Source organism: Vibrio sp. Y42_MX_L11 (assembly GCF_024181785.1).
GTDB classification, from domain to species: domain Bacteria; phylum Pseudomonadota; class Gammaproteobacteria; order Enterobacterales; family Vibrionaceae; genus Vibrio; species Vibrio diabolicus.
Genome location: NZ_JAMZAP010000003.1, coordinates 282724 through 303354 on the forward strand (window position 1 = coordinate 282724; position 20631 = coordinate 303354).

The 20631-nt window shown below is 44.3% G+C and carries 22 protein-coding genes and 2 tRNA genes; 10 read left to right on the forward strand and 14 right to left on the reverse strand.

All coding sequences use genetic code 11. The features are described 5' to 3' along the window. Positions 1-2 precede the first annotated feature (2 nt). Complete coding sequence (locus NL643_RS05000; RefSeq protein WP_048626317.1) at positions 3-479, forward strand: hypothetical protein; 477 nt, start codon at positions 3-5, stop codon at positions 477-479. Between the two features lies 1 nt (position 480). Further along, positions 481-1572 (forward strand): outer membrane protein, encoded by a 1092-nt coding sequence (locus NL643_RS05005; RefSeq protein WP_065646794.1) that lies wholly within the window; start codon positions 481-483, stop codon positions 1570-1572. 44 nt (positions 1573-1616) lie between these two features. Here NL643_RS05005 and NL643_RS05010 read toward each other — a convergent pair whose 3' ends face one another. The 5 genes from NL643_RS05010 to NL643_RS05030 all read right to left on the reverse strand — a co-directional run bounded on the left by NL643_RS05010 (position 1617) and on the right by NL643_RS05030 (position 4332). Further along, positions 1617-2231, reverse strand: a complete 615-nt coding sequence (locus tag NL643_RS05010) for a sugar O-acetyltransferase (RefSeq protein ID WP_006741616.1) — start codon at positions 2229-2231, stop codon at positions 1617-1619. 208 nt (positions 2232-2439) lie between these two features. Then, positions 2440-2751: a hypothetical protein gene (locus tag NL643_RS05015; RefSeq protein ID WP_046874879.1), complete on the reverse strand. Its 312-nt coding sequence runs from the start codon at positions 2749-2751 to the stop codon at positions 2440-2442. Positions 2752-2959: 208 nt separating this feature from the next. Beyond that, positions 2960-3394: a DUF962 domain-containing protein gene (locus NL643_RS05020; RefSeq protein WP_253644025.1), complete on the reverse strand. Its 435-nt coding sequence runs from the start codon at positions 3392-3394 to the stop codon at positions 2960-2962. A gap of 77 nt (positions 3395-3471) precedes the next feature. After that, positions 3472-3825 carry an MmcQ/YjbR family DNA-binding protein gene (locus NL643_RS05025; RefSeq protein WP_253644026.1) on the reverse strand — a complete coding sequence of 118 codons (354 nt, stop codon included), beginning with the start codon at positions 3823-3825 and terminating at the stop codon, positions 3472-3474. Between the two features lie 24 nt (positions 3826-3849). Further along, positions 3850-4332, reverse strand: coding sequence for a MarR family winged helix-turn-helix transcriptional regulator (locus NL643_RS05030; RefSeq protein ID WP_253644027.1), 483 nt, complete (start codon positions 4330-4332; stop codon positions 3850-3852). A 110-nt stretch (positions 4333-4442) separates the two neighbouring features. Between NL643_RS05030 and NL643_RS05035 the strand changes: the two genes are divergently transcribed. Continuing rightward, entirely contained in the window at positions 4443-5330 is an 888-nt protein-coding gene (locus NL643_RS05035; protein WP_114322406.1) for a DMT family transporter, read from the forward strand. A gap of 173 nt (positions 5331-5503) precedes the next feature. Here NL643_RS05035 and NL643_RS05040 read toward each other — a convergent pair whose 3' ends face one another. Then, the gene (locus NL643_RS05040) at positions 5504-7000 is read right to left on the reverse strand and encodes an EAL domain-containing protein (RefSeq protein WP_253644028.1); all 1497 of its coding nucleotides are present in this window, start codon (positions 6998-7000) and stop codon (positions 5504-5506) included. A 388-nt stretch (positions 7001-7388) separates the two neighbouring features. Here NL643_RS05040 and NL643_RS05045 point away from each other — a divergent pair, with 388 nt between their 5' ends. After that, a complete protein-coding gene (locus NL643_RS05045) occupies positions 7389-7835 on the forward strand; it encodes a DUF3291 domain-containing protein (RefSeq protein ID WP_046874876.1) in 447 nt (148 codons plus the stop codon). A 223-nt stretch (positions 7836-8058) separates the two neighbouring features. Continuing rightward, a complete protein-coding gene (locus NL643_RS05050) occupies positions 8059-8355 on the forward strand; it encodes a YkgJ family cysteine cluster protein (protein WP_074191235.1) in 297 nt (98 codons plus the stop codon). Between the two features lie 138 nt (positions 8356-8493). Here the strand turns inward: NL643_RS05050 and NL643_RS05055 are convergent. The 8 genes from NL643_RS05055 to hppD form a co-directional block, all read right to left on the reverse strand. After that, positions 8494-8570: transfer RNA gene (locus tag NL643_RS05055), tRNA-Val, on the reverse strand. 32 nt (positions 8571-8602) lie between these two features. Then, positions 8603-8679: transfer RNA gene (locus NL643_RS05060), tRNA-Val, on the reverse strand. Between the two features lie 179 nt (positions 8680-8858). After that, positions 8859-9197, reverse strand: coding sequence for a hypothetical protein (locus NL643_RS05065; protein ID WP_005377830.1), 339 nt, complete (start codon positions 9195-9197; stop codon positions 8859-8861). Positions 9198-9317: 120 nt separating this feature from the next. Continuing rightward, on the reverse strand, positions 9318-9977 hold the full coding sequence (locus tag NL643_RS05070) for a DUF2726 domain-containing protein (RefSeq protein WP_253644029.1): 660 nt from the start codon (positions 9975-9977) through the stop codon (positions 9318-9320). Between the two features lie 195 nt (positions 9978-10172). Next, positions 10173-10841 (reverse strand): maleylacetoacetate isomerase, encoded by a 669-nt coding sequence (maiA, locus tag NL643_RS05075; RefSeq protein WP_253644030.1) that lies wholly within the window; start codon positions 10839-10841, stop codon positions 10173-10175. A gap of 21 nt (positions 10842-10862) precedes the next feature. Next, on the reverse strand, positions 10863-11900 hold the full coding sequence (locus tag NL643_RS05080; protein WP_253644031.1) for a fumarylacetoacetate hydrolase family protein: 1038 nt from the start codon (positions 11898-11900) through the stop codon (positions 10863-10865). A gap of 9 nt (positions 11901-11909) precedes the next feature. Beyond that, positions 11910-13040 carry a homogentisate 1,2-dioxygenase gene (locus NL643_RS05085; RefSeq protein WP_253644032.1) on the reverse strand — a complete coding sequence of 377 codons (1131 nt, stop codon included), beginning with the start codon at positions 13038-13040 and terminating at the stop codon, positions 11910-11912. Then, entirely contained in the window at positions 13033-14106 is a 1074-nt protein-coding gene (gene hppD / locus NL643_RS05090) for a 4-hydroxyphenylpyruvate dioxygenase (RefSeq protein WP_005377835.1), read from the reverse strand. Before hppD ends, NL643_RS05085 begins: the two co-directional genes overlap by 8 nt. Before the next feature lie 539 nt (positions 14107-14645). On the opposite strand from hppD, the gene NL643_RS05095 reads away from it, so the two are divergent. The 5 genes from NL643_RS05095 (at position 14646) to NL643_RS05115 (ending at position 20624) form a co-directional block, all read left to right on the forward strand. Further along, positions 14646-15752, forward strand: a complete 1107-nt coding sequence (locus NL643_RS05095) for a M20/M25/M40 family metallo-hydrolase (RefSeq protein ID WP_053807328.1) — start codon at positions 14646-14648, stop codon at positions 15750-15752. A gap of 260 nt (positions 15753-16012) precedes the next feature. Then, positions 16013-17623: a peptide ABC transporter substrate-binding protein gene (locus NL643_RS05100; RefSeq protein WP_253644033.1), complete on the forward strand. Its 1611-nt coding sequence runs from the start codon at positions 16013-16015 to the stop codon at positions 17621-17623. Positions 17624-17767: 144 nt separating this feature from the next. Further along, positions 17768-18688: an oligopeptide ABC transporter permease OppB gene (oppB, locus tag NL643_RS05105; protein WP_005377838.1), complete on the forward strand. Its 921-nt coding sequence runs from the start codon at positions 17768-17770 to the stop codon at positions 18686-18688. Between the two features lie 9 nt (positions 18689-18697). Then, positions 18698-19630 carry an ABC transporter permease subunit gene (locus NL643_RS05110; RefSeq protein WP_005377839.1) on the forward strand — a complete coding sequence of 311 codons (933 nt, stop codon included), beginning with the start codon at positions 18698-18700 and terminating at the stop codon, positions 19628-19630. 10 nt (positions 19631-19640) lie between these two features. Beyond that, positions 19641-20624: an ABC transporter ATP-binding protein gene (locus NL643_RS05115; protein ID WP_182034924.1), complete on the forward strand. Its 984-nt coding sequence runs from the start codon at positions 19641-19643 to the stop codon at positions 20622-20624. The last annotated feature ends 7 nt before the right edge of the window (positions 20625-20631 follow it).

The following is a 20631-nucleotide window of genomic DNA, read 5'->3' on the forward strand; positions in this document are numbered from 1 at the left end:
TGATGAGCGGCGACATTTCTCTCCTCTGTTTTCTTTTGCGCTGCATAAAACGCTACCTATTCATTGTTGTTTTCCTTCTACCCATAGATAGTCAAGTACTTGCTGCAGAGAGCTACGCCGTTTTCTCGTTTAATAGTGAGTTCTCGCCCCTAACCATCAATAAAGCGCGAAAGTTGTACAGAGGAAAAACGCAACTCTTACAAGGGCAGAGAATTGAGCTATCTGACTGGCCAGCGACATCAACGGAGAGAGCGGAGTTCTATCGCTACCTTCTCAATAAAAACTTGGCGCAAATGAACGCGCACTGGGCGAGCTTGTCTTTTTCAGGCAAAGCGAGGCCACCCAAAGTGATTGCAAACTCTAGCATTGATGCGCTGATCACGTGGATGCAAGAAAAGCCCAATCGGATTGGTTATGCCCCTGCTTCGAGCGTGCCTGGAAATGCTCGTATTTTGTGTGTGGTGAGCTCGGAGGATTAATATGAAAAAATATTTGACCATGTTATCACTGAGTGTTGTCGCCTTTCCGAGCTTAGCCACCATTGAGTTATCAGATCACCTGTCTTTGAGTGGTTTTGGTTCGACATCTTGGTCTAAGTCGGATAACTCCACAACGGTTCTCGTCAACCGCTTTATTCATGATGAAGCCTGCTACGATTGTGACACAACCTTCGGCCTGCAGCTTGATTACTTTTACAAGGCATTTCGAGCATCCGCACAGATAGTCAAGCGTCCGCAAGATCATTGGAGCTCGCCCCAATTAGAGTGGGCATATTTAGCTTATACCTATAAAAATGTAGAGATACGTGGGGGACGATTGAGGCTGCCGCTGTTTTTGATGTCTGAGTATAATTATGTCGGTCACGCTTTTACTCAAGCTCGACCACCAAATGAAGTGTATGACAGCATATTAGGCATCACCGCTTACAATGGTTTATCCATTCGCTGGAATCACGACCTCAATGAGCAAATCATGCTTACTGCAATGCCGTTTATAGGGTTTAAAGACAGCAGTGATGTCACCCTCAACGAAGACACTGAACTGAAGATCGAATCAGACAACACAGCCGGAATAAACTTAACACTCAGCGGAAATGCCTACCGTTTGAACTTTTCTTATCTACATGGCGATTATGACCAAACTACGGTTCTCTCCAATACCAAGCAATCCACACCTGAAGGAGGAGCCATGTTAATTGACCGTTTGGTTCTAAAAGAAAAAGGCAATACGATTGACCAGTTTTCTCTAGGCGTAAGGTATGAGCTTGATAACGTTGTGATAATGGCTGAAGGACAAACCAGCAACATTTCCTCCTCTTGGTACGCAACAACGAGTTACAACGTGAACAAATTGACCCCCTACATAGTTTACGGCCAGCAGTTTAATAGCAGTGATACAAAGAATGGGGACAGCTATCTGTTTGGGGTGAGATACGACCTAGATTATAACGTGTCACTGAATGCTGAATGGCAAAAGTTTAACGCCCACAATAACGATACTGGCGCGTTTTCATCGATACCAGAAGATAACAGCGCCAATCTTTACACCCTGATGTTAAATTTCGTTTTTTAACTTTTCTATACTGACACCGTATAAACCGTGGGCATTTACCTTTGTTATCGTTGATACATGTTGTGCGTGATTTGACGCTCTTTGTAATAGAATTCTTTGTCATGTTTGCCTATCTCTCGCAATACACGACACGGGTTCCCTACCGCAACAACATTACTTGGAATATCTTTTGTTACCACGCTACCGGCACCAATTACGCTGTTTTCTCCAATCTTGACGCCAGGCAATACCACTGAGTTAGCGCCGATCCATACATTATCACCAATATAAATAGGGATATTGAATTGCGCAACTTCTCTTCTGAGCTCCGGTTCAATCGGGTGGCCTGCCGTTGCTAGTGTCACATTGGGTCCAATCATGACGCTATTGCCAATGTAGATATACGTATCATCGACTAGGGTTAAGTTAAAGTTTGCATACACGTTATCACCAACGTATGTATGCCTCCCCCAATTCGCTCGAAGCGGCGGCTCAAAATAGCAGTTGTCACCAACAGCGCCGAGCAAACGTCGTAATATTTCTGTACGCTTTTCAGATTCAGAAGGCCGAGTTTGATTGTAATCGTAAAGAACTTCTAAACACTGTGTTTGCTGCTCGACTAACGCTTCATCATTACAAAAATATATTTTCTGACTATGAAGCATTGATTCACTATCCATAATATCCTCCGTTCTATCTGCCCAGTAGCCTCAGGCTGCTGGAACACCTCGCAGTACGAGTTCCTGTCAAGATTGGCTAACAGAATGCATGATGTCGTTTTTTGCAATAAGTTTAATGACATGCTTGCGAGGCCTAACGCAAAATACCGAATAACTTGAAAGAAATATGTGAATCAGACGAGTAAATAACACAAAGCTCGATACAGAGTTAGCTTTGTTTATCTCGTTTCATTTTCAAGCGCTTTTCTTTACGTCGTAACGCTCGGAAAAACTTCGACTCCTCGTGATACCAGCCGATAACACTAACCGGGAAGCCCACTAGCATCATGATAAAAAGATCCGCGGGCAGTTGCTCCAAAATATCACTCAGGGAGTGCAGCTCACCAAAAATGAATAAACCAATGACTTTACCAAGCAATAGTGCGCAACAAATCATAAAAAAAGACTTCATGATGTAATGCCATTTGCCTTTTTTACGCTCTTCTCGCCAATAGGCATATTTATGTTGTCGGTCGTACATTCATCCCCCAAGTGACAATGTCACTAGCCACAAACATTCAGGCAAAGTAACAGGCTTTAGCTGCACTCTAATGATAGTGTGAATTAGAAGCGAATGCTTGTCATGGCAATGAGAAAGCGACACATCATGCTGCGCATTTTACGACCTTATGGACGCTAGCATGATCGCGCAATACAGGGAGATATCAGCTTGTTAATTACGGAGTGAGTTAATGTTTTCGGAACACCCAAATTGGACCAATAAGAAGAAACTGCAAATCTTCGAAAAAAGACGGTTTCTTCCCTTCTATTTTGTGACCAATGAACTGCAAGATCCACAGTACACCGAATAGGAGCATCGAAATATGCAGTACGGGCAGCGCCAATACCTCGAAAGACCATATCAGGCCGATGCACGCTAATGTATACCCTAACATCATCATAAAGACGCTGAGAGACAAACGAAAATAGAAAACCCATACCGGTATGACAGCAATCCAGACCCAGTTAAACTCGAAACCCAAGATGGAGATTTGAGGAATTGACCAAATTAGACCGACCACAGATAGGTAAATACCCGGAACTGCGATTGTGTGAATCTTTTGGTTGATGGGGTTTTGATGGCTCTCCCCATATTCTTTTAGCCATTCAGATAATGCTCGCATATCATTCCTACTTTTCCGCCTACTTATTCTTATATAGCTTGAGGATGGAAAAGGTGCGAATTTTTCTGTAATAGCTATTACTGACCAAGCAATGCTCGTTGCACTTTTGGTAGTTTGGCAACGACGAGAGTATAAGAGCGTTCACATAAATCCTGAATCAATCCATCTTCCACATCACCATTAAAATAAACCGTTATCCAGTGACGCTTATTTAGGTAATAACCAGGAGTGATGTCCGTAAACTGCGATGTTAAGACTTCTCCATCTTCTGGTTTTACTTTTACGCTGACATACTCCCGACCGTTTCTCTCTGCAATAATCGCAAACATTTTACCTTTGATTTTGTATACAAGCGCTTCTGGCCCAAATGGGAAATCACTCTCCGCACACATAAAGGTACTTAAATAACCTTCTAACTCTTTGCTTCTCATTCCGTCCCACCCTTCCTGTATCTTTTACTCAAACAAAGGCAATAGTAGTCTTAACGCCTGGTTAACCTGCGCTTTCTCATTGCCTTCTAAACCATGTAGCAGCGATTGCTGAACGTCCACATGCTCTAAGATCAACTTGTCAATTAAGGTTAAGCCCTTTTCGGTTAACTCAACGGTGACACTGCGTCTATCTTCTTTACTGTGTGTTCTGGTAATAAAGCCTTTCTTCTCGAGTTTATCTAATCGGTTCGTCATCGCGCCCGAAGTGAGCATCATCGAATCAATTAGCGCCGAGGGAGTAAGGCAATATGGTGAACCTGCTCGGCGAAGTGTCGCCAACACATCAAATTCACCCATCTTAAGATCGTACTTCTTATGTAGGTCAGCGACCCGACACTCCATGTGCTTAGCAATTCGCATTAGCCGACCCATAATTGCCATCGGTTCAGTGTCGAGCTCTGGCTTCTCCTTAGCCCACTGATCTACCACTCTATCAATTGCGTCCATGGTTTCTCTCCAAACGTCATTTAATTTTTATTTTAACATAAAGATACTTTACAAAAAGTAACCTTACCGATATCTTTACAATTAATTATCTCAACGTAAAGATATTTAACATGAACATTTTGCTTGCAATGATCCCGGCTTTTTTTTGGGGGACAACTTATGCTGTTACTCAGTTTACGCTTCCGGACTGGCCTCCCGTTTTACTTGGTGCGCTAAGAGCATTGCCTGCGGGTCTTTTGCTCCTCGCAATAAAGCCATCTTTCCCGAAAAAGAGTGAATGGAAAGTGCTGCTTGTTTTAGGAACTATCAACATCGCTTGCTTCTTTGGTCTCATTTTTGTCATGGCGTTGACGCTTCCTTCTGCGATCTCAGGTGTCGGTATGGTATCAGTGCCCGTTTTTGCGATGCTGTTTGGCTGGGCAGTCTATAAGCGCCAGCCAAGCGCAATACAGGCAATAAGTGGAGCGACTTTGATTGCTTTGGCTTGGTTCTTATTTGATCCTAGTTCTATTTCGCTCAACCCTATGGGCTTGCTGGCGATGATCTCCGCCATCATGTGTATTGTGGTAGGCAGTAGCGTAACGAAGTCACTAGGAACGAAAATGCATTGGTGGACAGTATTAACATGGCAGCTCATTTTGGGTGGTGTGATTATGTCTGTCGCAACAAGCGTGCTGGCAATAAACAATCCAGAGCCATACGTTACAGCCATTCAAAACTTATCAATGACGAACACCCTTGGGCTGCTGTGGGTGATCATTCTGAACACTGCATTAGGCTACGGCATGTATGTTTGGCTATTGCAGCGTATGTCGGTCGTTGACTTTACTTTTGGTGGCATTGCCAACCCCGTTGCGGGCATTGTGTCAGGTTTGCTGCTATTAGGTGAGACTTTCACCCCTCTCCAATACAGCTTGATGCTAGGGATGATTGTTATGTCATTGCTTCCTCAATTAATCGCTTCATTAAAAACCCAAAAAGCCGCCCTTTCTTCCTAAGTAAAATCCTAACGCCCGATGCTAAAATCGGGCGTTCATATTCTCTGTAAACTCTGTTTGAATTCTAAGACTTCAACAGGCTTTTTATCGAACAGTGAACCAAAAAAGGTTCAGTAATAAAAAAGGTGCCGAAAGACACCTTTAATAATGAATACGCCCCATTATGCCTTGCTTTAAGTCATCACAAGGTTGTTAATAGGCTCTGGTCTAGCGTAGACATACCCTTGAATAAGGTAAATAGAATGCTGAGCCAAATACGCGACTTGAGCCTCGCTCTCTACACCTTCTGCAATCATCTCACATTCCGCTTTCTTTGCTGCCGAGACAATAGAATCTAACACTTTCAATTTTTGGTCATCAGAGCCTATTGGGTCGATGAACATCTTATCCACTTTCAAGCATCGGATACCCAGATCTTGCAAATAAGAAAATCCGCCATACCCAGTCCCAAAATCGTCAATTTTGAACTTGTAGCCTTTATTCGCCAGATACAAAATCTCTTTTTTCGCTGCCTCTGTATCTTTTACAGGAATTCGCTCGGTCAACTCAAAATGCACTCTCTTCGGACATGGCCAATTCAGTTCTGACAGTAACTTAGTGAGTTCACCTGACTCTAAATGGGAAGAAACAATATTGATGCTGACCCACACATGCTCAGGTAACACACTAAGATCTTGTATGATTTTACGAATAAGCTGATTCGTCATTGGGACAATCAGACCACTTTCTTCTGCAGCGCCAATGAACATGTTTGGCGGCACCATACCATCACGGCGAGACCACCGAATCAGTGCTTCATACCCCAGTGTTACACCATCACGGCTATCGACAATCGCTTGGTAATAAGGGACAAATTCCGCATTATTAATCCCATTCTGGATCAAGCCTTTGATAGACTTTCTCAAGCTCTTACTGGACACATATACAAACGCAAAAGCCAACCCCATAAGCACACTGACTAGGCCTCCCCATAGAAAGACTCTTTCCTGAACATAGCTCTTCAGTTTCTCGCCACTGTGTATTTTGATGAGCATATTGGCTTGAGAATCAGCCGAGAAGAATAACTCCTTTGAAACTGCCGCTTCTTCTGCTGCAATGGTTGGTTTTCCTCGACTTATTGTTAAATCTCCAAATACAGGCTCATCATATATAAACTCGACGAACAAACAGTCTTCACAAGGCGTTTTTATCACTTCTTTGACCCAACTATTATCGAGAACCCAGACAACTTCAACATGTTCATTTTCATAAATGACCATCCACTCAACTTGATCTTGGTGTTCCGGTAAAATAAGTGATGCAAAAAAGTTTTCGCCAAGCTGAAATCGTTGCGCATTGGATAAATGAGATACTTCGCGACCAATCGTGGAGCATGTTTTACCGTCATTCGTTTCCATCGCAATAAAACGGATGTAACGATTATAAAAACGTGGGTCGCGTAATGTTCTAACATCACTATTACTGCACGTGAAATCTAACTGCGAAACCTGCTTTACAATCGCCTCATTCAAATACATGGATCGTTGGTGTAAATAATCGACATAGGTGTCTATTTTAGTCTCTTTGATATAGCTGATGTAAAAATTGGCTATTGAATTAAAAGCCACAACAAAAACAGCAATGGGAACTAGGCCAAGCAAAATGGCATTTCTTGTTATCTTTGTAATCAAAGCTCCTCCTAACGTTCAGCCAAACAACTTAAATTAATGAGTGACATGAACACTATCTCACGTTCACACACCAAAAAGTGAGGATCGAATCTCAATAAGAAGTATAGAAGCGCAAGGCTTGCCACAGAAAATGAGAGTACTGCTGCATATCCAAGATAGCAACTCTCTTGAGTGAGACTTACCGACGATAATCGCGAGAAAAGAGGGGCTTATGCTCAACATAACCAATGTATAAAACGACTTTTTTGCCATCCAATGACTCGCCACAGTCACTAACTTTCTAATTGACCTTTGAAGGCACTAGCAACACACTGCATGATAAAATAGGAAAAGCTACTTAGAGCTTTTTACCAGCATTACAGGCTTATCGACCAGGGAGGGTCATGAAATGAAATTAGCTCAATTAAATATTGCGCTTGCTAAATACCCTTTGGATGCACCAGAAATTAAAGAGTTCGTAGACAATTTGGACTTAATTAATGGTATAGCTGAAGAAAGTGAAGGCTTTATCTGGCGTCTAAAAGACGACTCCGGCGATGCAACAAGCATTAAATTATTTGATGACCCGAACATGATTGTAAACATGTCTATTTGGGAAAGTACTGACTCACTTAAAAACTTTATGTTTCGTACCGGTCATAGAGATTTCATGCGCCGAAAAAGCGAATGGTTTCATCGTTTAGCGGAGGATAGCTATGTTCTGTGGTGGGTAGAAGACGGTTATATACCAACACCACAAGAAGCCTTGTTACGTCTTCAGCATTTGCGCGAAAACGGAGATACGCCATTTGCTTTCACATTTAAAACAAACTTTACAGAAGCAGATCTTGTGTAAAGTACGCGTATGACAAAGAATCGGCGTTCAAATTTATACTGACTATAAGGTTAATTGGTGTGAATCACTGTCAGTTCTACCGACTTACTCGGAAAGGCGCGCAAGTGAACGCATAAAATGCGTTCACTAGGTTTATCATTCATAGGGTGTTCTATTTTAGAAATAAAGTTCATTCGTGTTAAATTTACGGTACCATGCACAATTGACCAAATTGTAGTTATTCATGATTATACCAACTAAAACTCCCTCTCCCCTGCCCTCTGATGTATCTTGCTCTAACTGTAAGGCTTGTTGTTGCCGTCTCGAGGTTATGATTATTTCAGATACTGGCGTACCTGAAGAGTTTATTGCACGTGACCAGTATGGAGGCGAAACCATGATGCGGCTAAATGATGGTTGGTGTGCAGCTTTAGACAGAGACACATTAATGTGTACGATTTATGAAAATAGGCCTTGGATTTGCCGCGAATTCGAAATGGGCTCCAATGAATGTTTAGATGAACGAGTTAAATTCTTGTAAAACCATTCAAATTTACACTGATGGCAATGCGGAGTATTTGTAGAAAGTGTGCAAAGGAAAAGTAAGGTGTTTAAATCTGAGTATCAACAAATTATGGATACAAAAAAGCCCACCGTTTGGTGAGCTTTTTCTAAAATTTGGTGGGTCCGGGCGAACTCGAATCGCCGACCCCTACCATGTCAAGGTAGTACTCTAACCAACTGAGCTACGGACCCAAATTTTGTGTTCCTAACCATTCAATTCAGAATGGTGCGTCCGAGTGGACTCGAACCACCGACCCCCGCCATGTCAAGGCGATACTCTAACCAGCTGAGCTACGGACGCATTTCTCTGGAACGACGAGGATATTAGCTATAAGCGAACGACGGTGCAAGCACAAATTTACCAACTTTGAACCGTTTGGCGAAAATGTAAACTCAACACGCGTTTTCAGATGATTTTATCGACAAGGACTGAGCCTGCAGGGTTTAAAAGTGTGATCTATATAACTTTTATTATCTCACTTAATTGTCGTAAGGCACTTCACTGAGCATCCAAATCTGTAAGGTTTGCGATACCTTAGGGCAAGTGCCGAACAAAATCTGATATTTAGGTTTAAATGGTTCGCCGATATAGGTTGTACGGATCAACTCTCCTGTTTTGACATCCACTTGAGTGCTCACCCTGCCTTTGAAGTTTTGAAATATGACAAACTGCTCACTGTGGTAAACCATTTGCTCTCGGTAAAACAAGAAATGATCTTGGGGTGTCTCCGTTAACTCACACTCCAGTGGTTTCAAATTAGGTATCGCACTAACATTAGATGCGATGAACAACGCTGACAAAATCCATCCGTATCGCATATGGCTTCCCTATTCTGCACTCTTTTTCAAAGTATAGGTCTTGCCTTGGGGACTGATACAAAAAAGGCTTTGATCATCTCGAATCAAAGCCTCATCCGTTTTGCTGTTCAACTGTCGTCTTTAGTCGTCCGAATCAAACACCACATTGTAATTCTCGGTGTAAGTACAATTTGGTTGGCGGCTGCAAGTAAAGAAGCGTCGACCTTTGAATTCACCTTGGCTTGCGGTTTTAATGATCATTGGACTGCCGCATTTTTTGCAAAAACGCACTTCTTTATCAGGCTCAATCAAATCTATATGTGCCGCAAGCAAACGACGTAATCGCCCAACTTGATAACTGTGCTTTATCGAAGCGCCGATTAAAGGTAGGTTTGCCGTCTTACAAACATGGATCAGTAACTTTTGTCTTTCTACCTTGCCCTTGCTTAACTCTTGCCCGTTATCCAATTCAACGATCACACGCGGCTCTAGCGTCCTAGGATCACAAATAACGTAATCAAAATAACTTCGAGATATGCGATTGTTCGCGACAAAAAACTGCTTCTTATTTTTGATTTCTTTTGGCGTAACCAAACTGGACATGTTTACTTTCGCGAATACTACGGCATGCTCCCCTACCGCCGCTCTTAACGCATTATAGAACGCACCCTCTTGACCTCTGAGCAGAGGACCTTTCGAGCGATAAGGATAATCACGCGTGTCGTCGTGCTTAATCACGTACTTTTGAATAACAAAGAAGAATAAAACCAGAAGAACAACAATGATAAAAATGTTGGTCATAAATAAAGTGCATCCAAAACAACTCGTTGCTCAAAGCGTAAATGGAAATGCTATGCAGAGCAACAAAACCTCGCAATTTTGAGGAGCCACTACGATAGCGTGATACAGAAAATTTGGCTCCCCAATAAAAACGAGCCAATCACACACTTGGATTGGCTCGTTTAAATTTTTGTTAATACATTATGATGCTAAGAATCAACTATTAGCGTCTGGCTGATTCTCTGGCATCGCATCAATAAAAGCAGGCAGTTGATTGCATGACTGCACAACCGCGTTAATGGTTGGATAAAGAGAAGTATCTACACCAAAGCGTTGTGCGTTATAAAATTGTGGTACCAGACAAATATCGACAATAGATGGCGAGCTTGTCAGGCTAAACTTACAATCACCATTTAGTTTACGATGCTTCTGAAGTTTCTCTTCTAATGCTGCAAAACCTTTGTGGATCCAGTGATGAATCCAAGCGACTTTGCGCTCTGGCTCGCAAGCTAACTCCCCCTCTAAATACTGTAGAACTCTTAAGTTATTCAGAGGATGAATCTCCATTGCAATATCCTGAGCCAAAGCTAGCGCTTGGTATCGAAGCGGCGTTTGCTCGGGGATCACAGTGACATCCGGGTAGTGTTCTTCTAAGTATTGAATGATCGCCAGTGACTGGGTTAACTGAACCTCCCCATCCACCAGCAAAGGAACCAGTTCAGAAGCGTTTAACTCATGGTACTCGTCACTGTGTTGTTCACCACCATTGCGCACCAAGTGTACCGATTTTGAATCATACGATAACTCTTTAAGATTCAAACAAATACGCACACGATACGCCGCTGAAGACCGCCAATATCCGTACAAAACCATGCTATCGCTCATATCGTCTCCCAACTGGCGCTCTTAATGCTTGAGATATTGGCTAACTTGTTGGTCAATCGAACCAAAGATGTTGTTGCCATCCGCATCGAACATTTCCAGTTTGATTGAGTCGCCAAACGACATGAAGTTAGTCGACGGTTTACCATCACGAATGGTTTCAATCATACGAACTTCCGCGATACATGAATAACCAACGCCACCCTCCTCAATCGAAGTGCCATGTTCGGTGCCTTGCTTATTAGATACCGTGCCAGAACCAATAATCGCCCCAGCAGATAGCGGGCGCGTTTTAGTCGCATGAACAATTAAGTCTGCAAAATCAAACGTCATATCGATACCCGCATTTGGGCGACCAAACGGCTTGTGGTTGTATGTCGAGACCAATGGTAAATGCACTTTGTTTTCGTACCACGCTTCGCCTAGTTCGTCAGGTGTTACTGCCACAGGAGAAAACGCAGAAGAAGGTTTAGATTGGAAAAAACCAAACCCTTTAGCTAATTCTGCGGGAATTAGGCCACGCAGTGAGACATCATTCACCAGCATGATCAAACGAATCGACTCCTGAGCCTCTGCAACACTTGCGCCCATTGGTACGTCACCAGTTACCACAGCAACTTCGCCTTCGAAATCAATACCCCATTCATCACTCGCAAACTCGATGTTGTCACAAGGACCAATAAAGGCATCAGAGCCTCCTTGGTACATCAGCGGATCCGTCCAAAAACTCTCTGGCATTTCAGCGCCGCGAGCTTTTCGAACCAACTCAACGTGGTTTACGTAAGCACTGCCATCAGCCCACTGATAAGCGCGAGGAAGCGGCGACTCACAGTAGTGCGCTTCAAACTCTTCATACCCTGCGACTGTGCCATTATTCAGTGCAACGTATAGCTCTTCCAGTTGCGGTGCTAGCGCATCCCAGTTATCAAGTGCCACCTGCATCGTCGGTGCCAAATTCATTGGGTGGAATATTTCTGTCGCAGGTACGCAGCGCGTTAAGTCTTTGCTCACGACCATCAACAAACCGTCACGAGTGCCATTTTTCTTGGTTGCTAATTTCATCCTTGCCTCTTACTTCTCTTGCCAGCTATAGACGTATTCTTTGTTTTCTACTTTTTCCAGTTCATCCGAGAACTGAAGCGCGTGGCGCGTATCTATCATCACCGCGACTTCGTCGGTAAAAGTCTTCTTATGCTCTCGCCCTGCTTTGAAAGCTTTCGGGTGAGGACCATGTGTAAAACCTGCTGGATGGAATGTCACCATACCCGCTTCAATGTTGTCACGACTAAAGAAGTCACCTGCATGGTAGAACAAGACTTCGTCATAATCATCATTGTTGTGATAGAACGGTACTTTGAGCGCTCCGGGATCACTTTCAATCGGACGAGGAACAAAGGTGCACACCACAAATCCTGCTCCTACAAATGTAGTATGTGCAGAAGGCGGTAAGTGGTAACGATGTGACATAAGTGGACGAATATCACGCCAGTTCACTTTTACCACCGCCAAATCACCATGCCAGCCAATCGCATCCAACGGGTTGAATGGGTAAGTGATAACACTGACTTTATCGTGGCGTTTCACCTGAACCTGTGTTTGATTCTCAGAATATTGAGCACGGAACTGATCGTTGATCGACGGCGTTTCTAAAACCGCTGGATCAAACACCGCGTGGTTTCCAACCATGCCTTTTTCGGGCAATGTATAGGCCGCATCGGTGTTTTCGATCATCAAAATGAACATCGGCTCGCTTGGCTCTAAACGCCAGCTCGTCGAGCGTGGGATCATGACATAGTCCCCTTCGCTCACTTTCAAATGACCATAATCACAGTAGAGATCCGCCGTACCTTGGTGGATGAATAGCAGTTCGTCGCCATCCGCATTTCTCACCAAGAAGTCCATTTTTTCATCCATACGCCAGACACGAAGTTTACAATTCGCGTTGTGTAATAGATGCGGGACTGCCCACGGGGTAATATGGCTGGCTTTCTCGACTAGATTAAAATCGAACGCTCGTGGACGTAGCTCGCCCTCCCACTCAGACCACCCCGTTGGGGCATGTTGATGATGAAAATGTGTTGCGGGGCCGAAGAAGCCACTTCGACCTGCCTCACGTTCATAAATTGCCTCTTCCGGGAAGTCAGCATGCGCTTGTTTAGAGCACACTCCCTCCCGATGCGGGAATGTGATCCATTTATGCATCGCTCAATACTCCTCGGCGAATTTGGTCTTCTTCTATCGATTCAAACAACGCTTTGAAGTTACCCTCGCCAAAGCCTTCATTGCCTTTACGTTGGATGATTTCGAAGAACACAGGGCCGATAACGGTTTGAGTAAAGATTTGTAGCAAGATGCCATCTTTCGTTGGCGCACCATCAATAAGAATCTGCAAATCACGAAGCTTGCTTACATCTTCACCGTGGCCTTCAACACGCTGATCGACTTTCTCGTAATAAGTATCTGGCGTTGGCATAAAGTCCATGCCTCGCTCACGCAAGGTTTTGACCGTTTCGTAGATGTCGTCTGTGGTCAATGCGATGTGTTGAATACCTTCGCCATTGTATTCACGGATAAACTCTTCAATCTGTGATTTATCATCTGACGACTCATTGATAGGAATTCGGATTTTGCCGCAAGGTGCCGTCATCGCACGGCTGACAAGACCAGTCAGCTTACCTTCGATATCGAAATAACGAATTTCGCGGAAGTTACCAATGCGCTCATAGAAACCAGACCAGACATCCATGTTGCCTTGCTTGACGTTGTGCGTTAAGTGGTCGATTTCGTAAAGACCAACATTCGCTTTTGATAAACGCTCATCAGCATCATCATAAAAACGAAAATCGACATCATAAATGCTCTGCTTTCCATAACGATCGACAAAATAAAGCAAGCTTTCACCGATGCCATAAATAGCAGGAATGCTAAGCTCCATCGGCCCAATTTCCGTTTTATATTCTTTACCGCCATTCTCTAACGCATGCGCCAGAGCAACGGTGGCGTCTTTCACGCGAAATGCCATGCCACAAACCGACGGACCGTGAACTTTGGCGAATCCCTCAGCTTGGCTATGCGGCTGCGCATTCACAATAAAGCTAATGTCACCTTGTCGATATAACCACGCTTCTTTTGAGCGATGCTTTGCGATTTCCGCAAAACCTAACGATATAAACAGATCTTTAAGCTGTTGAATGCCTTTGTTGTCTGCAGCGGTATATTCAACAAACTCAAATCCGTCTGTTCCTAGTGGGTTATATGCATCAACCATGACTTTCTCCTTGTCTCAGTAGCTTTTGTTTGGACTTATTTTTCTAACTTGGCGCAGGTCTTGAGAAATTGGAATACGTGGGGAGAAATCTTTACCTTGGCGATTTTTACGCACAGTTGTAAAATATATGTTACACGCAGTGGGCACATCGAACCCACTTTCGTAAACATCAAACAAACTGCTTATTTTCAATATATTAGATTGATATTTTCGGCTTTACGCCAACACATAAAATGTAAACAAGTTGTTACTTTGGCATTTTATCTTGGCAACGTAGCTCAAAAAGTAAAAGGGGATGGAAAGTCTATTGCACCCTATCTCTATCCGATTTATTCATTTGATCCTGCAAAACATCAAAAGTAATGTTTCGTGACGCTTCATACAGTTCGAAAGGCTCATCGGTCAGAATCGTGTCATGGATACTCCTTTATTGATTCACCTCAGTTTTATTCAAAAGTAACTGTGCCATAAGTGGTGCTCTGTTCCCTATCGAGCCCTAGCCACAGTGCTTCACGCTCGATCAGAAAAAGAGACATCTAATGACACACATCAATCAAGAACGCCTAGTTGAACACTTTTGCCAACTAGTACGTATCGACAGCGAATCAAAAAACGAAAAACAAATTGCAGAAACACTGGCAGAACAGCTAGGCGAGCTAGGCTTTACCGTGCACAAGCTTCCAGTGCCTGAGCATATTTCTAACGGTTTTAACGTGTACGCCCGTTTAGACGGCAAAAAAGACGGCTCTATTCTAATGAGCTGTCATATGGATACGGTCACTCCAGGTATTGGCATTGAGCCAATCATCGAAGACGGCGTTATCCGTTCAGAAGGCAATACGATTCTTGGTGGCGATGATAAATCTGGTATTGCTGCCATCATGGAAGCCGTTCGTTGTATTCAAGCGGAAAACCTTGAGCACAAAACGTTAGAGCTTGCTTTCACCGTGTATGAAGAAGGCGGTTTATTCGGTTCACAATACTTCGATATGTCACACGTCACTTCAACGGAAGCAATCGTGTTAGATACGGGTGGTCCTATTGGCACTATTGTGACCGCAGCCCCAGGCCAGCAAAAAATCGTGGCAACAATCAAAGGTCGACCAGCACATGCAGGGCTTGCGCCAGAAGAAGGCATCAGTGCGATCATGGTGGCGGCAAATGCCATCAACCAAATGAAGCTGCTTCGCATCGACGAAGAAACGACAGCCAACATCGGTGTAGTGAATGGCGGTCAGGCCACAAACATTGTCATGCCTGAATTAAAAATCGTGGCAGAAGCACGCTCCCTGAATGGCAATAAACTAGATGCTCAGGTCAATCATATGATCTCAACATTAGAGTCTGTCTGTGAAAAACACGGTGCAGAAGTCGACATTGAATCTAGCCGAGCCTACGATGCATTTGTTATTGAAGAAAACCACCCACACGTTAGCGCTATAAAAGCGGCGTTTGCAGAGTTGGGAATTGAGGCTTTCACAAAAGGCACTGGCGGCGGTAGCGATGCTAACAACTTTAACAAGAAAGGTCTCACAACGGTCAATCTTTCAACTGGCATGGCAAAAGTACACACGACAGAAGAGTTTATCGCGGTAAGTGATATGGTCAAAATCACTGAGTTCGTAAAACATTTCCTAGTCAGTTAACGTCGTACCTTTTGAAGAACAGACGAACTACCCTCCCCTTTTAGCGCGCGCTTGAAGGGGATTTTTTATTTGCGCGAAGCAAAGCCTACCCCGTAATGCGGACTTAGTGCCGGCTCCATATCAATCCCCCAGCTCACTTTTTGAGACCAAATAGCCCAACATTTGGCACCCTGTTACAACATTGTTAAAACTCGATTGTGTGGACAATTTATACAATATACATTTCTAGCATCTTTCAGGATGAAAAGAGTGAGACAAGGATGAAATTACCTAAGTTGCTTTTGTTAGCGTCGATGATGAGTCCAATACTGGCAACATCAAGCTATGCCGCGCCGTATCCCGCAGGTGTGACCCTCGATGAGACACAAGAAATTACACTAAACAATGGGGCTGAAGTTACTTCTATTGACCCAGCCAAGCAAGCCGCAGAGCCCGCTTTTAATCTCGGTCGAGACCTATTTGAAGGTCTGGTCATTCAAGATAAGCAAGGTAAAACCATTCCTGGTGTTGCTGAGTCTTGGTCAGTCAATGACAACAATACGGTTTATACCTTCCACTTACGTGATGCAAAATGGTCAAATGGCGAAACGGTCACTGCACAAGATTTTGTCTACAGCTGGCAACGCTTACTGAATCCAAGCACTGCTTCGCCGTACGCTTGGTTTGCGGCCATTCCAAATATCGAAAACTCACAAGCCATTATGAAGGGCGAAGCCGAACCCGAGTCTTTGGGCGTGAAGGCGCTGGATGAAAAAACATTCCAGGTAACACTCGAAGAGCCGATTCCCTTCTTTACGAAACTATTAAGTCATCCAGTGCTTGCCCCCGTTCACAAAGAGACCGTTGAAAAACATGGCAACCGTTGGACCCAGCCAGAACATATCGTTACAAATGGTGCGTTTACTGTCTCTGAATGGAAAGTTAACGAAAAAATGGTGATGGCTAAAAACCCACATTACTGGGACGCAAGCAATGTAGTGCTGGAAAAAGTCACCTGGCTACCGATTGGTGATGCGAATGTAGTGCTAAACCGCTACCTAGCTGGTGAGATAGACCAAGCGGTTTCCATTCCTGCCGCTCAGAAGAAAAAGCTAATTCAACAGCGCCCACAAGAAGTGGCAAACACCAGTGCGTCTCTTGGTTCCACATTCTATTACCTCAACACTCAACAAGGACCAACAAAAGACGTGCGGGTCCGTAAAGCCCTTTCATATGCCATTGACCGTCAACTGTTAACGAGTGCTATCTTGAGAAACGGTGGGGTTCCAATGTATACCCTTGTGCCACCTCAAACAGATGGTTTTAAATCTCACACTCCTGAGTTCGCAACTTGGAACCGTCATAAACGTATCGAAAAAGCGCAGCAATTACTGTCAGAAGCTGGATACGATAAAAGCAATCCGCTTAAGTTGACGTTTACCGTACCAACTTTCTCGATGGACGTAAAAATGGCAACGACCATGGCAGGTATGTGGAAAAGCCGTTTGGGTGCGCAAGTCACAATAAAACAGCTAGAACCGAAAGTGTTCTACGCACTTAAAGAGCCGACCGACATTACTCGCGGCGGCTGGACCGCCGACTACAATGAAGCCTCTACATGGTTAGATATCTTTGTTTCTAATGGTGAGTACAACGATTCTCGTTACAACAACCCGCAATACGACGAGTTAATGGCTCGATCAAAGACCATGAGCAATCCATCAGAACTGTATCTACAAGCAGAAAGCATGCTGATTGAAGACATGGCCATTATTCCTATTTATCGTCCGGGTAACGATCAATACCTCATCAAGCCTTACGTGGGCGGCTACGAACTGACAAACCCTGAGTCGTCGTACTACCGCAAGAATGTCTATGTAAAAGCCCACTAAAAGCATGTTTTCGGTCTGAGTCGGCAAGTTCAATGTTTACTTGTCGTTCCTCATATCTCTCGGTGGAGAAGGCAACCTGAGCTCAGACCATTTTTTATTCATAACCGTTCGAAGTGATTTCGGATGACCAAAGGATGATGGATCATGATTTGGTACATTGTTAAGCGATTAGCTATCGCTATCCCCACGCTTCTATTCATCGCACTCGTATCATTTTGGCTGATGCACATTGCACCAGGGGGGCCATTTGATATGGAACGGCCTATGCCAGAAGTGGTACGTGCGAATATCGAAGCAAAATTCCATTTGGACCAGCCCTTCCTTACTCAGTTTTGGATTTACATTGGTAATTTCATACAAGGAGATCTCGGTCCGAGCTTCGTTTATCAAGACTTCAGTGTTACACAGCTCGTCGCACAATCATGGCCAGTTTCAGCAGTATTAGGCGTACTCTCCTTTTGTATTTCCGTTCCACTTGGCATGTTGCTTGGCACCATTGCGGCATTGAACCGAAATAGCCGCCTAGATTACGGCCTGATGACACTTTCGATGACTGGAGTTGTGGTTCCGGCTTTCGTGCTTGCTCCAGTTTTAGTCATGATCTTCGCTATTCAGCTCGGCTGGTTCCCTGCAGGTGGTTGGGAAGGAGGAAAGCTGGCTTTTCTTGTTCTTCCCGTGCTCAGCCTGGCGATTGGCTCCATTGCGAGTATTGCACGCGTCATGCGTGGCGCAATGATTGAAACGCTCAACCAACCATACATTCGAACGGCAAAAGCCAAAGGTTTGTCCACAACCTACATTTTATTCCATCACGCTTTGCGACCATCCTTGATTCCCGTCGTTGCGATGCTCGGCCCTGCGTTTGTGTCTGTCGTGACAGGCTCGGTGATTATCGACATTTTCTTTGGTACAGGTGGCATGGGACAACACTTTGTGTCTGGAGCTCTCAACCGCGACTACGGCCTAGTAATGGGCATTACTCTGATTGTCGCTTCACTCACTATTTTCTTTAACCTTGTGGTCGACTTGCTATATACGATTATCGACCCTCGTATACGCGTTTAGGAGTCCGGCATGTTAACGATCAAAAAACTGGATACACAAGCTCTTCAAGATCAAGTCGTCGACAATATTGAAGCCGTCGAAGGTCGCAGTCTTTGGCAGGATGCATGGACTCGATTTCGTAAAAACAGAGCCGCGATGACATCAGTGTATGTTTTGGCGTTCATTACCTTATGCATCACTTTCGGCCCCTCTCTTGCCGCTTTTGGCCATGATGAAATTGACTGGGAAGTGCTCATCGATCCATACGAGCTAGGAAAACCTTCACTGAGCAGTGGTCATTACTTTGGTACCGATGATCTCGGGCAAGATGTCTTTGCTCGCACGATGCAAGGCGGCAGGCTCTCTATTTTGGTGGGTTTTGTTGGGGCCTTAGTCGCCGTTGTTATTGGTACGATTTGGGGAAGTATTTCCGGCTATCTTGGTGGCGTTGTCGACAGCGTAATGATGCGCATTATTGAGGTGCTCGATTCGGTACCATTTATGTTTATGGTTATCCTGTTCGTTACCCTTTTTGGCAATAACATCTATCTGATTTTTATCGTGATCGGAATGGTATCTTGGTTGGGCATTGCTCGTGTTGTACGTGGTGTCACCTTCGGTCTCAAAAAGCGAGAGTTCATCGAAGCCGCGCACTCTATTGGGGTTTCTAAATTGACAATTGTCCGACGCCATGTTCTGCCTAATGTGCTTGGGATCGTGATGGTTTATTCCTCCTTAATGGTACCAGGATTCATTATGTTCGAATCGTTTTTAAGCTTCTTAGGGCTTGGTGTTCAACCACCCGACACGAGCTGGGGAATCCTAATTTCCGAAGGCGCAAAAACGATTGACGTTGCATTGTGGATGCTGCTTTTTCCATCTCTGTTTTTAGTTGCCACCCTCTTTTGTTTTAACTTCATCGGCGATGGCTTACGTGATGCTCTTGACCCGAAAGACCGATAAGGACAAACCCATGCTATCTATTGAAAACATGAACGTGCGCTTCGATACGCCAGATGGGCAAGTGCAAGCGGTCAGTAATCTCTCCTACTCGATTAAAGCGGGCGAAACTCTTGGGATTGTTGGGGAATCAGGTTCGGGAAAAAGCCAGTCTGTTTTCGCATTAATGGGGTTAACCGCTGACAACGGCGCCGTGTCTGGCAGCGCGATGTTCCACGGTGATGATTTACTCGCGATGTCTAAAAAGCAGCTCAACCGCATCCGTGCAGAGAAAATCGGAATGATCTTTCAAGATCCGATGACGTCACTCAATCCATTCATGAAAATTGGCAAACAGCTTTGTGAAGTTCTCATGATTCATAAAGGAATGAGCCGAAAACAAGCAAAAGTTGAATCGATTCACATGTTGGATGCGGTGCGTATTCCCTCTCCCGAAACTCGGATGAATCAATACCCTCACGAGCTATCTGGCGGAATGCGTCAGCGAATCATGATAGCGATGGCGTTGTTGTGTAAGCCCGAGCTGTTAATTGCAGACGAACCAACCACCGCGTTAGATGTAACCGTTCAGGCTCAAATTTTGACGCTATTACGAGACTTACAACAAGAGTTCAACACGGCTATTTTACTGATCACTCACGACATGGGCGTCGTCGCCGAGATGTGTGATCGCGTATTGGTCATGTATGGTGGTCAAAAAATGGAGCAATCCGATACCGAGACATTGTTCGCTCAACCTGCGCACCCCTATACTCAAGGCCTGCTAAAGGCTATTCCTTCTATCACTGAAGATATGCCACGTTTACCAACCATCCCAGGTAACCCACCAAGTGCGTTGATTAACCATCAAGGGTGTCCGTTTAGAGAGCGGTGCGAGCATCGAGAGACGCGTTGCCAATACGAAACCCCACGGTTTTCTCCATTAAACACGAGCCAGTCCATTGCCTGTCACGTTAACGCACCCAGTGTTATCACTCCTATTCAAATAAAAGCTTAAGGAGGCG